Origin of the sequence: Microbacterium sp. SORGH_AS_0454 (genome assembly GCF_031453395.1) — a bacterium.
GTDB lineage: Bacteria > Actinomycetota > Actinomycetes > Actinomycetales > Microbacteriaceae > Microbacterium.
Window position 1 is genome coordinate 3,250,413 of the sequence record NZ_JAVIYS010000001.1, and the last position, 15,526, is coordinate 3,265,938.

14 protein-coding genes are annotated in these 15,526 nt (G+C 69.5%); 3 read left to right on the forward strand and 11 right to left on the reverse strand.

Going from position 1 to position 15,526, the window contains the following annotated elements; translation table 11 throughout:
- Positions 1 to 4: 4 nt before the first annotated feature.
- From murD to QE454_RS15695, 8 genes are all read right to left on the reverse strand, one after another.
- Complete coding sequence (gene murD / locus QE454_RS15660) at positions 5 to 1,537, reverse strand: UDP-N-acetylmuramoyl-L-alanine--D-glutamate ligase (RefSeq protein ID WP_373459409.1); 1,533 nt, start codon at positions 1,535 to 1,537, stop codon at positions 5 to 7.
- Positions 1,519 to 2,625: a phospho-N-acetylmuramoyl-pentapeptide-transferase gene (gene mraY, locus QE454_RS15665; RefSeq protein ID WP_210076338.1), complete on the reverse strand. Its 1,107-nt coding sequence runs from the start codon at positions 2,623 to 2,625 to the stop codon at positions 1,519 to 1,521. The genes murD and mraY overlap by 19 nt, the downstream gene beginning before the upstream one ends.
- Positions 2,622 to 4,034, reverse strand: a complete 1,413-nt coding sequence (murF, locus tag QE454_RS15670) for a UDP-N-acetylmuramoyl-tripeptide--D-alanyl-D-alanine ligase (RefSeq protein WP_307459868.1) — start codon at positions 4,032 to 4,034, stop codon at positions 2,622 to 2,624. Before murF ends, mraY begins: the two co-directional genes overlap by 4 nt.
- Positions 4,035 to 4,096: 62 nt before the next feature.
- On the reverse strand, positions 4,097 to 5,890 hold the full coding sequence (locus QE454_RS15675; RefSeq protein ID WP_307316256.1) for a penicillin-binding protein 2: 1,794 nt from the start codon (positions 5,888 to 5,890) through the stop codon (positions 4,097 to 4,099).
- 5 nt (positions 5,891 to 5,895) lie between these two features.
- A complete protein-coding gene (locus QE454_RS15680; protein ID WP_307459864.1) occupies positions 5,896 to 6,519 on the reverse strand; it encodes a hypothetical protein in 624 nt (207 codons plus the stop codon).
- Positions 6,516 to 7,469: a 16S rRNA (cytosine(1402)-N(4))-methyltransferase RsmH gene (rsmH, locus tag QE454_RS15685; RefSeq protein WP_307459859.1), complete on the reverse strand. Its 954-nt coding sequence runs from the start codon at positions 7,467 to 7,469 to the stop codon at positions 6,516 to 6,518. Before rsmH ends, QE454_RS15680 begins: the two co-directional genes overlap by 4 nt.
- 100 nt (positions 7,470 to 7,569) lie before the next feature.
- Positions 7,570 to 8,001, reverse strand: a complete 432-nt coding sequence (gene mraZ, locus QE454_RS15690; RefSeq protein WP_056227713.1) for a division/cell wall cluster transcriptional repressor MraZ — start codon at positions 7,999 to 8,001, stop codon at positions 7,570 to 7,572.
- A gap of 336 nt (positions 8,002 to 8,337) precedes the next feature.
- Positions 8,338 to 8,715, reverse strand: a complete 378-nt coding sequence (locus QE454_RS15695; protein WP_307459856.1) for a DUF3040 domain-containing protein — start codon at positions 8,713 to 8,715, stop codon at positions 8,338 to 8,340.
- A gap of 64 nt (positions 8,716 to 8,779) precedes the next feature.
- On the opposite strand from QE454_RS15695, the gene QE454_RS15700 reads away from it, so the two are divergent.
- Positions 8,780 to 9,871 carry a polyprenyl synthetase family protein gene (locus tag QE454_RS15700; RefSeq protein WP_307459853.1) on the forward strand — a complete coding sequence of 364 codons (1,092 nt, stop codon included), beginning with the start codon at positions 8,780 to 8,782 and terminating at the stop codon, positions 9,869 to 9,871.
- 12 nt (positions 9,872 to 9,883) lie between these two features.
- On the opposite strand, the gene QE454_RS15705 is transcribed toward QE454_RS15700, so the two are convergent.
- Positions 9,884 to 10,228: an Rv2175c family DNA-binding protein gene (locus tag QE454_RS15705; RefSeq protein ID WP_324289885.1), complete on the reverse strand. Its 345-nt coding sequence runs from the start codon at positions 10,226 to 10,228 to the stop codon at positions 9,884 to 9,886.
- 147 nt (positions 10,229 to 10,375) lie between these two features.
- Here QE454_RS15705 and QE454_RS15710 point away from each other — a divergent pair, with 147 nt between their 5' ends.
- Both QE454_RS15710 and pknB read left to right on the forward strand, forming a co-directional pair.
- Complete coding sequence (locus QE454_RS15710; RefSeq protein WP_307459849.1) at positions 10,376 to 11,362, forward strand: LysM domain-containing protein; 987 nt, start codon at positions 10,376 to 10,378, stop codon at positions 11,360 to 11,362.
- Positions 11,363 to 11,429: 67 nt separating this feature from the next.
- The gene (pknB, locus tag QE454_RS15715) at positions 11,430 to 13,382 is read left to right on the forward strand and encodes a Stk1 family PASTA domain-containing Ser/Thr kinase (protein WP_210076354.1); all 1,953 of its coding nucleotides are present in this window, start codon (positions 11,430 to 11,432) and stop codon (positions 13,380 to 13,382) included.
- Positions 13,383 to 13,464: 82 nt separating this feature from the next.
- Here the strand turns inward: pknB and QE454_RS15720 are convergent, their stop codons facing one another.
- Positions 13,465 to 14,802, reverse strand: a complete 1,338-nt coding sequence (locus QE454_RS15720; protein ID WP_210076356.1) for a class II 3-deoxy-7-phosphoheptulonate synthase — start codon at positions 14,800 to 14,802, stop codon at positions 13,465 to 13,467.
- A gap of 9 nt (positions 14,803 to 14,811) precedes the next feature.
- The gene (locus tag QE454_RS15725; protein WP_210076358.1) at positions 14,812 to 15,525 is read right to left on the reverse strand and encodes a 1-acyl-sn-glycerol-3-phosphate acyltransferase; all 714 of its coding nucleotides are present in this window, start codon (positions 15,523 to 15,525) and stop codon (positions 14,812 to 14,814) included.
- Position 15,526 lies beyond the last annotated feature (1 nt).

The following is a 15,526-nucleotide window of genomic DNA, read 5'->3' on the forward strand; positions in this document are numbered from 1 at the left end:
CCCCTCAGTCGTGCGGTCGAGAATCTCCGTCGTGGCCCGCGATCCACACCTGCACCGCTTCGGCGAAACGGTCGCCGCGGTCGGAGTAGGACGCGAACTGATCGAAGGATGCCGCCGCGGGAGCCAGGAGAACGGTGTCTCCATCCCGGGCCACACCCGCCGCCAGTTCGACGACCCGGGCCATGACGTCTTCAGTCTCGGCGTGGTCGACCTCGAACAGCGGCACCGCCGGGGCGTGTCGCTCGAACGCCGTCACGATCTCGTCGCGCTCGGTGCCGATCACGACGACCGCTCGCACCGACGCGCCACGAGCACGGACGAGGTCGCCGAGGTCGACGCCCTTGAGGAGCCCCCCGACCACCCAGACGGCGCCGGGATAGGCCGCGAGCGACGAGGCCGCCGCGTGGGGGTTCGTCGCCTTGGAATCGTCGACCCAGGTCACCCCCCGGTGGACTCCGACGACCTGGATGCGGTGCGGGTCGAGGCGGAAGCGCTCGAGCGTGTCGTGGATGTGCGCGGGGCTCGCGCCGAGGGAGCGCGCGAGCGCCGAGGCGGCGAGGATGTTGGCGACCATGTGGGGGGCCGCGAGCCCCCGCTCGGCGAGGTCGGCCACCGTCGTGAGTTCGAGAGCGGAGGTGGCGCGTTCCTCGAGGAACGCCCGATCGACGAGGATGCCGTCGACCACGCCCAAGTCGCTGGGGCCGGGGACACCGAGGTCGAAGCCGATGGCGCGAGCGCCCTCGATCACCTCGGCGTCCTCGACCATCTCACGGGTGGCGACGTCCGCCTTGTTGTAGACGCAGGCGACCCGCGTACGAGCGTAGACGCCGGCTTTCGCCGACCGGTACGCGTCAGCACCGCCGTGCCACTCGAGGTGGTCGTCCGCGAGGTTGAGGCACACCGAGGAGTGCGGCGACAGCGCGTCGGAGCCGGTCTGCAGGTTCAGGTACCAGAGCTGGTGGCTCGAGAGCTCGACGACGAAGACGTCGAAGCCGCTCGGGTCGCGCACCGCGTCGAGCACGGGGGTTCCGATGTTGCCCACCGGAACCGCCCGCTGACCCGCGGTCATGAGCATCTCGGCGGTCAGGCGCGTCGTGGTGGTCTTGCCGTTCGTGCCGGTGATCAGCACCCAATCGGCGGGGCGCCCGTCGGCCCGCACGACCTTGTCGCGCACGCGCCACGCGAGTTCGACGTCGCCCCACAGCGCGATGCCCCGCTCCCGCGTCCACGCGATCACGGGGTGGTGCGGGGGAAAGCCCGGGGATGCCACGACCACCTCGGGCGCGAAGTCGGCCATCTCGGCGGGCACGGTCTCGAGCGGGCCCTCATGCAGATTCACGCCCAGCACCGGGAGGAGGCGGGAGTACTCGGCATCCGCCCGCTCGGTCACCACGAGCACCTCGGCGCCGAGCTCGGCGAGGGTGTCGGCGACGGAGAAACCGGTCACCGAGAGACCGAGGACGACGACGCGCAGCCCCTTCCAGTCGGCGTGCCAGCTGGTGAGGGTGGAGAGGTCGGTCATACGCGTGACAGCCATTCGACGTAGAAGAATCCGATGCCCGAGACGGCCAGGAGCCCGGCGATGATCCACATGCGCACGACGATGGTGACCTCGGGCCACCCGCGCATCTCGAGGTGGTGGTGCAGCGGGCTCATGAGGAAGAGGCGCTTGCCCCGGGTGACCTTGAAGTAGGCCCGCTGCAGGATGACCGAGCCCGACGCGATCACGTAGACGCCCGCGATGAGGATGAGCAGGAGCTCGGTGCGGGTGAAGATCGCCAGGGCGGCGATCACGCCGCCGATCGCCATCGAGCCGCAGTCCCCCATGAAGACCTTCGCCTTGGGGGCGTTCCACCAGAGGAAGCCGACGAGCGCTCCCACGAACGAGGCACCGACGATGGCGAGGTCGAAGGGGTCGCGCACGGCGTAACACCCGGCCTGCACGGTGGGGTCGAGCACGTCGGCGCAGACCTGCTTGTTCTGCCAGAAGGCCATGAGGCTGTACGCCCCGACCACGAAGATGCCCGAGCCCGCGGCGAGGCCGTCGAGACCGTCGGCGACGTTGACCGAGTTGGAGGTCGCGGTTCCGATGAGCGAGATCCACGCGAGGTAGAGCAGCCATCCGAGGATCGGCCCGAGCGCGAAGAACGACAGCAGCTGGATGTCGCGGAACACGGAGACGTAGCCCGAGGCGGCGGTCTGCCCGACCGTGTTCGGGAAGTTCAACGCCACGATCGCGAAGGGCACGACCACGATCACCTGACCGGCGATCTTGCGCCAGCCCGAGAGTCCGAGGCTGCGCTGCTGGCGGATCTTCATGTAGTCGTCGATGAAGCCGACCACACCGAAGCCGAGCATGAGCCACAGCACGAGCAGGCCCGAGACCGTGGGCGGGTTGTTACCGGCGTACGAACCGATGAAGTACCCGACCATCGTCCCGAGGATGAAGATCGTGCCACCCATGGTGGGAGTGCCGCGCTTTGCCCCGTGCGAGGGGTTGTGCACGTTCTCGGGGGTGCGGATGACCTGGCCCCAGCCCCACTTGCGGAACCACCGGAGGAAGACCGGGGTGAGGAAGAGGGTGAAGGCGAGCGAGATCGCAGCCGACGTCAGAAGTGATCTCACGCGAACAAGTCTCCCAGACGGTCGCCGAGGTGCCGGAGCCCCGCCGAGTTCGACGACTTCACCAGCACGCGATCACCGTCGCGCAGTTCGGTCGAGAGGTAGTCGTAGGCCGCATCGGCGTCGGCGAAGAAGACGGCCTCGCCGTCCCAGGAGCCCTGGGCGATGGCCTCGAGGTACATGCGGCGCGCCTCGGGTCCGATCACGACGATCCGCTGGATGCGCAGGCGCACGGCCAGCAGTCCCACACGGTCGTGCTCCTCGTCGGCGTACTCGCCCAGCTCGCTCATCGCGCCCAGGACGGCGACCGTTCGCTCCTCGGGACCGGTGATCTGGGCGAGGGTGCGAAGGGCCGCGGCCATGGAGTCGGGGCTGGCGTTGTACGCGTCGTTGATGATGCGCACGCGATCGGAACCCAGCGGCTGCATCCGCCAGCGCTCGGCGATCTCGACGGTCTCGAGACGGGCGATCGCGTGGGCTGCGGGCACGCCGAGCGCGGTGGCCGCGGCGAGGGCCGCGAGAGCGTTCATCACGTGGTGCTCACCGAGCACGCGCAGGGTGAGGGTGAAGGGTTCTCCGTCGATCACCAGATCGGCGCGGGTCCCGGATGCCGAGACCTCCACGTCGACGGCGCGCACCTCGGCCCGCTCGCCCCGGCCGAACCACCGCACGTCCTGCCCGCGCTCGCGCGCGATCGGCTCCATCGCGGCCACGCGCGGATCGTCGGCATTGAGGACGGCGAGGCCGCCTTCGCGGGTGGCCTTCACCAACTCGCTCTTGGCGTGGAACGTCGACTCGATGCCGCCGAACCCGCCGGCGTGCGCCATGCCGACCATCAGCACGACTCCGATGTCGGGGGTGACCAGACCCGCGAGGTGCGCGATGGCGCCCGGGGCGCTGGCTCCGAACTCGCTCACGAGGTAGCGCGTGTTCTCGGTGACGCGCAGCATCGTCAGCGGGGCGCCGACCTCGTTGTTGAACGAGGCGCGCGGTGACACCGTCTCTCCCTCGTCCTCGAGGATGCGGGCGAGAAGGTTCTTCGTGGTCGTCTTGCCGTTCGACCCCGTGATGCCGACGATCTTGAGCGCGCCCGTCTCGCGGACTCGAGCCACGACGTCCCGAGCCAGGTCGCCGAGGGCGGCCACGGCATCCGGGACGACGATCTGGCTCACCGCGTCGTCGAGCTCGCGTTCGACGATCGCGAGGGCCGCGCCCCGCTCGACGGCCGTGCCGACGAAGAGGTGGCCGTCGGTGGTCTCACCGGGCTTGGCGACGAAGATGCCGCCGGGCTCGATAAGGCGCGAGTCGGTGTCGACGAGCCCCGAGACGAGGGTGTCGGCAGTGTCGTCGCCGCGGACGACGAGACGCCCGCCGAGCACGTCGGCGAGGTGGGAGAGGCTGAGGGAGATCATTGCTGTGGGACGCCCTTTCCGGTCGCATTCGTTACCGAGACGAGACCGACGTGGGCCCTTTCTCAGCCGAACTTGGGCAGTTCGGGGGTCGTGGTTCCGGACGGAATCACCCGGTAGGACTTGAGAACCTGGGTGAGGGCCTTCTGGAACGCGGGGGCGGTGGCCGCCGACGATTTTACCGTCCGCGGCTCGTCCAGGTTGACCGCGACGACGTACTGCGGGTCGTCGGCGGGGGCGAAACCGATCATCGTGGTGAAGTACGCGTCGGGCTTGTAGGCACCCGTGTTCTCGTCGACTTTCTCACCCGTACCGGTCTTGATCGCGATGCGGTAGCCGGGAATGGCGATCTTGGAGGCGAGCTCGCCCTGCGTGGCGACGTTCTCGAGCATGAGCGAGACCTCCTTCGCCGTGTCGGTCGAGATGACCTGGGTGCCCTCGGTCGAGGGGACGTCGGTGACGGTGCCGTCGGCCGCGGTGCAGCCCTCGACGATCGACAGCGGCTTCTTCACGCCGCCGTTGGCGATGGTCTGGTACGCGCCCACGAGCTGGGGCACGGTGACCGACAGGCCCTGACCGAAAGCCGTGTTGAAGAAGGTCTGCTTGTCCCAGTCCTGGACGGGGTGCAGGATGCCGCCCGACTCACCCGGGAAGTCGATCGCGCTCGTCGTTCCCATGCCGAACTTCTGCAGGTAGTCGAAGCGCGTCTGCGCGGGGATCATCTCGGCGAACTTGGAGATACCCACGTTCGAGGAGTCGATGAGGACGCCGGTGGGGGTGTAGACGTTCGGGCCGTGCGAGAACGCGTCGGAGACGCGCGCGTCGCCGTCCAGCACCTCGCGCCCCGAGGCCGTGACCGTCGTCTGCGGCGTGTACGAGCCGCTGTCCAGGCCGATCGCCGTCGTGAGGGCCTTGAACGTCGAGCCGGGCTCGAACGGGCTCGAGAACGCACGGCTGCCGCGGTCCTCGGGGGCCGTGGCCGTGGGGTCGTTGGGGTCGACCGTCGGGTACTCGGCGAGGGCCCGGATCTTGCCCGTCTTGGCCTCGACCACGGTGATGGTGCCGCGCAACGACCCGGTGTTCTGCACCTGCTCGGCGATGAGCTGTTGCAGGTACCACTGCAGGTCGCGGTCGATCGTGAGCTTGAGGGTGCCGCCGTCGACGGCGGGCTGAGTGACGACCTCGGTGCCCGGGAGCACCACGCCGTCGCGGCTCTGCTGGAAGACGACCTTGCCGTTGGTCGAGGCGAGACAATCGTTGTCGGCCGCCTCGAGGCCGGCGAGGGCCTGACCGTCGCTGCCGACGAAGCCCAGCAGGTTCCCCGCCACCGCCCCGTCGGGATACATACGACCGGCCTGCGGCGGGAAGCTGAGGAACGGCAGCCCCAGGGCCACGAGGGCTCGGTATTGCTCGGTCGAGACGTTCTTCGCGATCATCGCGTAACGCGACTCGGGGTTGTCGGCCACGGCATCCTGGACGATCTTCTGCACGTCGGCGGCGTCCTGGCCGGTGACACCGGCGATCTGGGCCGCCAGGTCGGGCCAGGCCGTCGTGGTCTCGTTGCCGTCGTCGTCGCGCGTGGTCACGCCCTTCGCGGCGAGCATCGGGTCGATCTGCACGTCGTAGCGATTCACGCTGGTGGCCAGGGGCACCCCGTTGTCGTCGACGATCGATCCGCGCGAGGCGTACTCGATGCGGGAGTTCTGCAGACCCATCGAGAGCGAGTCGTCCACGTGGTCTCGGGCGTTGACGACCTGGATGTCGACCAGGCGGACGACGAAGGCGATGATCACGATCAGGACGACCGCGAGGGCGACGACGGTGCGACGCCGCGGGGAACGGGAGGTTGTCGTCGTCATGGCTCTCATCGTGTCGCGGGAGTCGGCAGACCGTCGCTGATCGGCGGGGGTGTCGCGGATTGGGCGGTCGGGGCGGCGGCCTCGGTCGGCGCGGGCGATCCGGGTGCCGCGGGCGCGGGAGTGGCCGTGCCGTTCTCGGTGGTGGATGCCGCCGGGTCGGTCACCAGCGGGACACCCGAGATCAGGGCGTTGCCGACCGAGCCGCGGCCCTTGGCGTCCACCGAGGAGGCGGTGTCGGCGGGCTTGTCGGAGCCGATCACGGCACCGTCGCTGAGGCGTAGGTACGTCGGCGACTCGTCGATGACCATGCCGAGCGCTGCGGCGTTGGCCGCGAGGTACTGCGGCGAGCTGAGTCCCGCGCTCTCGTCGGAGAGGATCTGCTTCTGGTAGGTCAGATCGCGCTGCTGCTGGGTGAGCGACGAGATCTCGAAGGAGCTCTGGGTCGTCAGGATGCCGAGCCCCATCTGCACCAGCACGATCGCCAGCGCGCCGAGCACGGCGATGACGCCGAACAGACGCCGCGGGGCCCGACGACGCGCGGTCGCGGGCACGACGGTGAGCCGGCGCTCGCGAACGGGCGTCGGGAAGTCGGGCAGGAAGGCCGCATCGATGGCCTGGGGTGCACTCATGCGTCCTCCTGGATTCTCTCGGCCGCGCGCAGACGCACGGGGGTGGCGCGGGGATTGACCGCGCGCTCTTCGTCGCCCGCCAGCTCCGCGCCGCGAACGAGGAGCCGGAACTTCGGCGCGTGCTCGGGCAGCTCCACGGGCAGTCCGCGCGGAGCCGTGGACGTCGACGCGTCGGCGAAGACGCGCTTGACCAACCGGTCCTCGAGCGACTGATACGACAGCACGACGATGCGCCCGCCGACACCGAGCACGCTCAGCGCGGCCGGGATCGTTCGCTCGAGCACCGACAGTTCGGCGTTGACCTCGATGCGCAGGGCCTGGAAGACGCGTTTGGCCGGGTGACGCTCGCGCAGCACCGCGGCGGGAGTGGCCGCCTGCAGGACGTCGACCAGCTGGCCGGAGCGCTCGAGCGGCGCCTCGGCGCGGGCGGCGATGATCGCGCGGGCGTAGCGACCGGCGAGCTTCTCTTCGCCGTAGCGCTCGAAGATGCGGCGCAGATCGCCCTCGCCGTAGGTCGCCAGCACCTCCGCGGCCGTCACGCCGGTGGTCTGGTCCATGCGCATGTCGAGCGGCGCGTCCTGGGCGTAGGCGAAGCCGCGGTCGGCGACGTCGAGTTGGAGCGACGACACGCCGAGGTCGAACAGGATGCCGTCGACCTGGGCGACACCGGCAGAGGCCACGGCCTCGGCGATCCCGTCGTAGACGGTGTGAACGAGGGTCACGCGGTCGCCGAAACGCGCGAGACGCTCCCCCGCGATGCGAAGGGCGTCGGTGTCGCGGTCGAGGCCGATGAGGCGGGTCTCGGGGAAGCGTTCGAGGAACGCCTCGGAGTGGCCGCCCATACCGAGCGTTCCGTCGACGAACACCGAGCCGGGCTTGTGGAGCGCAGGGCCCAGCAGCTCGGCGCAGCGCTCGAGCAGGACGGGGGTGTGGATGTCGCGGATGTCCATGATGTGTCGGGCGGAACCTTCGGACTCTGATCCCCATCCGCGTCGACCTGGCGCCGGGGAAGTGCGTCAGGGCGAGCGGCTGGGCATCACAGCCGAAGGGTCAGAAGAGTCCCGGGATCACCTCCTGTTCCATCTCGGCGTACGTTTCTTCGTTGCTCTCCGCGTAGGAGTTCCACGCCTCGGCGTCCCAGATCTCGGCGTGTGCTCCGACGCCGGTGACGACGAGTTCGCGACCGAGCCCCGCGTAGGTACGCAAGGCGGGCGGGACGGTGATGCGGTTCTGACTGTCGGGCTTCTCGGCGCTGGCCCCCGAGAGGAACATGCGCAGGAAGTCGCGGGCCTGCTTGTTGCTGAGCGGGGCCTCGCGGATCCGCTCGTGCACGCGCTCGAACTCCTCGGTGCTGAACACGTAGAGGCAGCGGTCCTGCCCGCGCGTGATCACCACTCCGGCGCCGAGATCGTCACGGAACTTCGCCGGCAGGATGACCCGACCCTTGTCGTCGAGCTTGGGTGTGTGCGTTCCGAGCAGCATTCGGGCGTCCACCCCCTTCGTCCGGCCTGCGAAGTTTCCCCCACTTTACTCCACCGCCCTCCACTTTGCTATCAAATTCCGGGGCTTCTGCGCGGAAGCACAGCCGTGTACTGTGATCGGCCGCCCCGACGGATCGCGCCGGACTCCGCGTGTTTCCGCCGCCGAACCGCGAGAATCACCCCCGAAGACAGCTCGAGTGGAGGAAAAGGGAGCGATTCGAGGCCTTATCTCGCCCCTCTCCCCCTCCACGGCGCCATTCCGTCGCGGACAGGACCCCCGGGCGCACGAAAAAGCACCGGCTCAGAAGAGCCGGTGCTGAAGAAGTGGGTGTCGGGCTTAGGGTCCGTCGTGGCGGCGGTCCCAGCGTTCGTTCATGCGATCCATGAACGACGAACCGGAGGCGCGAGCCGGTCGGGGCTTCGCGGAGGGTGCTGCCTGAGCAGCGCCGCGCGTCGGGGTGACGGCGAAGACGACCCCGCCGACCATGAGGAGGAATCCGACGACGCCCACGGCGATGCCGACGAAACCGGTGTTGAACCCGATCGACACGCCCGCGACGAGAGCGCCGAGACCGGCCAGCACGAGGATGGAACCGAGGACGATGTTGCGGTAGCTGAGGGCACGACTGGGGGCAGACACCACATCGGTGTCGTTGCTCATGAGATGGCGCTCCATCTCGTCCAGTAGACGCTGCTCCTGCTCTGACAGTGGCATGCATCCCCCTTTGTTGTTCGTTGTGGACGATTCTACGCGCGGCGTGGATCACTAGGCTAGGCCCGTGGCGACCTCCCCGGAACCGATCGAAGCTGTTTCCCAGCGACTCGACAAGTTCCTCTCCGAACAGCTATCGTACGCCTCTGCACTGGGCCCGGAGGCGGAGGCGTTCACCCGATCGGGGGCTTCCGCCCTCCAGGGAGGAAAGCGTCTGCGGGCCCGCTTCTGCCTCGCCGGGTGGAGTTCGGTTCGCGCGCTCGAAGCCCCGCCCTCCTCCGCATTCGACGAGTCCGCGCTGGCCGTGGCCACCTCCCTCGAGATCTTCCACGCCGCCGCCCTCGTCCACGACGACCTCGTCGACAACAGCGACACGCGTCGAGGTCAGCCCGCGGCCCACCGCGCGTTGCAGAAAGCGCATCAGGATGCCGACTGGGCCGGCGACTCCGACGCGTTCGGTCGATCCGGAGCGATTCTCCTCGGCGACCTGCTGGTCGCGTGGAGCGACGATCTGCTCGAGGAGGGCCTGAAGGGCCACCGCCATGCCGCCCCGACCCGTCGCGCCTACGCGCGGATGCGCCGCGACGTGACGATCGGCCAGTTCCTCGACGTCGCCGAGGAGTCCGCCTACACCGTCTACCCCGACGACGCCCATGCGGAGCGGGCGCTGCGCATCGCCTCGTACAAGTCGGCGCGCTACAGCATCCAGCAGCCGCTGCAGATCGGCGCGGCTCTCGCCGGCGCCGACGAGGCGCAGCTCGACGCCCTCGGGCGCTTCGGTCACGACGTCGGCATGGCATTCCAGCTGCGCGACGACGTGCTGGGGGTCTTCGGCGACAGCGCGGTCACCGGAAAGCCGGTCGGTGACGACCTGCGCGAGGGAAAGCGCACGGTGCTGGTCGCCTACGCCCGTGAGAGTCTGTCACCTCAGCGACGCGAGGGCTTCGACGCCCTCCTGGGCGACCCCGCCCTGGATGGGGCGCAGATCGCGGCGCTGCAGCAGACGATCCTCGACACGAGAGCGCTCGAACGCACGGAGGACCTGATCGCCGACTACTCGCGGCGAGCCGATCTCGCTCTCGCCGACGCCGAGGTCGACACGGCCGCACTCGAGGACCTCCGCGCTCTCGCGCGTGCCGCCACCGAACGAACGGCCTGAGGCCGGGACGTCTCAGGCGAGAGTCGCGGCGACTCGGCGGACCTCGCTCTTGCGCCCGGCGAGCAGAGCCTCGATGGGTGCCATGCCGATGCTCTCTTCCGGAGTCAGGAGCCAATCGATGGTCTCGTCCGCGTCGAACCCGGCATCGTGCAGAACGATGATCGTGCCGCGCAGCGACGCCAGCGGGCGCCCGTCCACGATGAAGACCGCCGGCACCTTGAACACGCCCTCGCGGCGCGAGCCGACGAGGTAATGCTCGTCGAACAGGCGACGGACGCGGCCGAGCGACTCGTCGAGCATCTCGACCAGGTCGGGAATGGTCAGCCACGCGGTCTCGTAACGGGAAGTCTCACTCACTCGCCCATCCTCTCATTTCCGCCGCCCCGGACCGCCCCGCGGTCCATCTGCACACGAGTCACATGCGTCACAACCGTCACTTTCGTTGACATCAGCCCCGAGGCATGCCAGCGTGTCGGGCAGTCGAACGAACGGAATCCCCCCACCATGCGGCGACTCACGCTGTCCCCCCTGCCCTCGCGACGCCGCGCGGTCGCCATCTGGCCGGCCGCTGTGGCCGGCTCGATCGCCCTGACCCTCGCCGCCGAGCACGCCGCTCACGCCGCGCCCCCCGAGCCAGCCCTCACGGTCCTGCCTCCCGCCCCCCGCGGTATCGGGGTGCCGGCACTCGCGGCCGTCACCGCCCCCAGCACCTACACCGTCAAGTCAGGCGACACGGTGTGGGGCATCGCTCGGGCTCATGGTCTCGACACCGCGGCGGTCCTGGCGGCCAACGGCCTGACACCCGACAGCCTCATCCGACCCGGCCAGGTTCTCGCACTCACCCCCGCGGCGACGCCCGCTCCCCCGGCTCCCGCCGCTCCCGAAGCCGCACCCCGGTCGCACGAGGTCCGCCCGGGCGACACCGTCTCGGCCATCGCCCGCGCCAACGGCGTCTCGCTCGACGCCGTGCTCAGCGCGAACGCCCTCACGCGCGCCTCGATCATCTACCCGGGCGACGTGTTGCAGATCCCGTCGGGATCCCCCGCACCCGCACCCGCGGCCGTGGCCCCCGCCACCGCCCCCGGGCTGGATGCCGAGCAGTCCGAGAACGCACGTCTGATCATCCGCATCGGGCGAGAACTCGGCGTCTCGGATCGCGGAATACTCATCGCCCTGGGCACCGCGATGCAGGAGTCGTGGCTGCGCAACCTCGATTGGGGCGACCGCGACTCGCTCGGCCTGTTCCAGCAGCGCCCCAGCACCGGCTGGGGCACCCCGGATCAGATCCTCGACCGAGAGCGGTCCACCCGCGTGTTCTACGGCGGAGCGGCCGACCCCAACGGCTCCGCGACCCGCGGCCTGCTCGACATCCCCGGGTGGGACCAGCTGTCGTACGCCGACGCCGCTCAGGCCGTGCAGATCTCGGCCTACCCGGACCGGTACGCCCAGTGGGAGCAACCCGCCACCACGTGGCTCTCCGTTCTCGGCTGATCTTCTCGTCCGAGGTGAGGGTGAGCCGCTCCCCGGCCTCACAGGGGGCGCTCCGTAGACTCGACCTGTGAGCACGAGTCAGCAGGCAGACCCGCTGATCGGCCGTCTCGTCGACGGCCGATACCGGGTCCGCGCGCGTATCGCGCGCGGCGGGATGGCGACCGTGTACGTGGCGACCGACCTGCGCCTCGAGCGCCGCGTCGCGCTGAAGGTCATGCACGGCCACCTCAGCGACGACACCGTGTTCCAGAGCCGCTTCATCCAGGAGGCCCGCTCGGCCGCCCGCCTGAGCGACCCGCACGTCGTGAACGTGTTCGACCAGGGTCAGGACGGCGAGATGGCCTACCTGGTGATGGAATACCTCCCGGGCATCACCCTGCGCGAGCTGCTGCGCGAGCATCGGCGCCTCACGGTCGATCAGACCCTCACGATCATGGATGCCATCCTGTCGGGGCTCGCGGCAGCGCACCGGGCCGGGATCGTCCACCGCGACGTCAAGCCCGAGAACGTCCTGCTCGCCGAGGACGGCCGCATCAAGATCGGCGACTTCGGTCTGGCGCGCGCGACGACCGCGAACACCGCGAGCGGCGCCCAGCTCATGGGCACGATCGCGTACCTGGCGCCCGAACTCGTCACCCGCGGCACCGCGGACGCCCGCAGCGACATCTACTCGCTCGGAATCATGCTCTACGAGATGCTCGTCGGCGAGCAGCCCTACAAGGGCGAGCAGCCGATGCAGATCGCCTATCAGCACGCCACCGACTCCGTCCCGCGCCCCAGCGCCAAGAATCCCGGCGTCCCCGAGCAACTCGACGAGCTCGTGCTGTGGTCGACCGAGCGCGAGCCGGGCGATCGCCCCCTCGACGCCGGAGCGATGCTCGAGCGGCTGCGTGCGATCGAGAAAGAGCTCGGCCTCGCCCCCCAGGTCGCTCGCGCCGTGTCGGTGGGCACGACGGGCCCGGCCTCCGCAGCGGAGTCCCGCGAGCTGACCAAAGTTCTTCCCCAGACGGCATCCCTCCCCTCCGCCACCATCGATGAACCCGACAACGCCGCGCGTCTGCGTACCCGCACGCGTCGACGCACGGCGCGCGGGGCCTGGCTCCTCGTGCTCGTGCTGCTGCTCGCCGGCGGCGCCGGATTCACCGGCTGGTACTTCGGATCGGGGCCGGGCTCGCTCGTCGCCGTCCCCGACGTCTCGGGGCGGAGCTTCGCCGACGCCCAAGCCCTGTTGACGCAGCAGCAGCTGCAGGCGCAGGCGCAAGAGGTCACGGATCGAGAGATCCCCTCCGGCACGACGGTGGGGTCCGACCCCGCCCCCGGCGAACGGCTCGACAAAGAGACCGTCGTCACCGTCTTCGTCTCGATCGGACCGGCGACCCATCAGATCCCGGCCCTCGCCGGCAAGAGCGCGGACGAGGTGCGCGCGATCCTCGAGCAGGCCTTCGTCGGCGTCGCGGGCGACCCCGAGCGCCAGTTCGCCGACCCCGCCGACGGAACGGTCCTGGGCGCCTCGGTCATCCCCCGCTCGGGCGGCGACGCGATCGACTGCACGCAGGGATGCACCGTCTACGAGGGTGACGCGGCCTCGCTCGTCGTCTCTCTCGGCCCGATCCCCGACGTCACCGGAGACTCGCGCTCGCAAGCCCAGCGCGCCCTCGACGGCGTCGGGCTGAAGTCCTCGGTGACCGAGGATTACAGCAACTCCGTGGCATCCGGCAACGTCATCTCCATGGGCCAGCGCGACGGCGGCGGCAACTGGCGCCCCGGTGACACGGTTCCCCTGCGCGTGTCGATCGGGCCGAAGCCCGTCGAGATCCCCGGCAACGTGGTGGGGATGTCGATCCGGGATGCCGTGAAGACCCTCGAAGCGCTCGGATTCCAGGTCAACGCGGGTATCGACGACGGCACCCTGCCCCTCGGCTTCAAGTACTGGGACATCTACAAGGTTCGCGCCACGAACCCCAAGGCCGGGACGACCGCTCCGCAGGGATCGACGATCACGCTGACGCCGACGTTGTAGGCGTCGCCGCCCTGAGCGCGACCTCACGAACGACGACGCCCCCGACCTCAAGGCCGGGGGCGTCGTCTGATTCACAAGAGAGTCAGCGCTTCTCGAGCTCCTCGGCCACGAGGAACGCCAGCTCGAGGCTCTGGCGGTGGTTCAGACGCGGGTCGCACAGGCTCTCGTAGCGCGTGGCGAGGGTCGCCTCGTCGATCTGCTCCGAGCCGCCCAGGCACTCGGTGACATCGTCGCCGGTGAGCTCGACGTGGATGCCGCCGGGGTGCGTGCCCACCGAGCGGTGCGCCTCGAAGAAGCCGCGAACCTCGTCCACGACGTCGTCGAACCGGCGCGTCTTGTAGCCGGTGGGGGTGGTGATGCCATTGCCGTGCATCGGGTCGGTGACCCAGAGCGGGGTGGCGCCCGAGTCGCGGACGGCCTCGAGCAACGGCGGCAGGGCGTCGCGGATCTTGCCCGACCCCATGCGGGTGATGAAGGTCAAGCGACCCGGCTCGCGCTCGGGGTCGAGCTTGTCGATCAGCGCCAGCGCGGTGTCGGTCGTCGTGGTGGGGCCGAGCTTGACACCGATGGGGTTGCGGATCTTCGAGAAGTAGTCGACGTGGGCGCCGTCGAGCTCGCGGGTGCGCTCGCCGATCCACTGGAAGTGCGACGACGTGTTGTACGGCTGGCCCGTGCGCGAGTCGATGCGCGTCATGGGGCGCTCGTAATCCATGAGGAGACCCTCGTGGCCGGTGTAGAACTCGACGCGGGTGAGCTCGTCGAAGTCCGCCCCGGCGGCCTCCATGAACTTGATGGCCCGGTCGATCTCGGTCGCCATGCTCTCGTAGGCCTGATTGGCCGGGGTGCTCGCGAAACCCTTGTTCCAGCTGTGCACCTCACGGAGGTCGGCGAAGCCGCCCTGGGTGAAGGCGCGGATGAGGTTCAGGGTCGACACGGCCGTGTGGTAGCCCTTGAGCAGACGCGCGGGGTCGGCCTTGCGCGACTCCTCGGTGAAGTCGTAACCGTTCACGATGTCGCCGCGGTAGGCCGGCAGCGTCACGTCACCACGCGTCTCGACGTCGCTCGAGCGCGGCTTGGCGAACTGACCCGCCATGCGGCCCATCTTGACCACGGGCATCGAGGCGCCGTAGGTCAGGACGACGGCCATCTGGAGCACGGTCTTGATGCGGTTGCGGATCTGCTCGGCGGTGGCACCGGCGAAGGTCTCGGCGCAGTCACCGCCCTGCAGGAGGAAGGCCTGGCCGGCGGCGGCACGAGCGAGGCGCTCGCGCAGGTTGTCGACCTCACCGGCGAAAACCAGAGGCGGGAGGGTCGAGAGTTCTGCGGATGCCGCGGCCACAGCGGCCTCGTCATACCACTGCGGCTGCTGCTTGATGGGCAGGGTTCGCCAGTGGTCGAGGTCGTGGAGCTGCTGATTCACCCCTGAAGTCTAGTGGCGGGAAACCGGCGCCTTCGCCGCCCGTGACGTGGCGAGACGGTCCTTCACGGTCGAGGCGTAGACGTCTTCGTACCGCTGCTCGCCGAGACGCTGGAGCGCCACCATGATCTCGTCGGTGACGGAACGCAGCACGTAGCGGTCGCCCTCCATCCCCTCGAAGCGCGAGAAGTCGAGGGGCTCGCCGATCACGATGCCGACCCGCCCCACGCGGGGCAGGCGCTGACCGATCGGCATGACGGCGCCGGTGTCGACCATGACCACGGGCACGACCGGGACGCGCGCCTCGAGAGCCATCCGTGCGATGCCCGTGCGCCCGCGGTACAACGTGCCATCCGGGCTGCGCGTTCCCTCGGGGTAGATGCCGAGCAGCTCGCCACGCCCCAGCACCCCCAGGCCCGTGTTGAGAGAGGCCTCGGAGGCCTTGCCGCCCGACCGGTCGATGGGCAGCTGGCCCGTCGCGGTGAAGAACATGCGAGTGGCCCAGCCCTTGAGACCCTTGCCCGTGAAGTAGTCGCTCTTGGCGAGGAACGCCATCCGGCGGTCGATCATGAGCGGCAGGAAGATCGAGTCGGAGAACGACAGGTGGTTGCTGGCCAGGATCGCCGCGCCGTCGGCGGGGATGTTGCGCCGACCCACCATCCACGGGCGGAACACGGCCTTGATGACCGGCCCGATCACCACGTACTTCATGAGCCAGTAGAACATC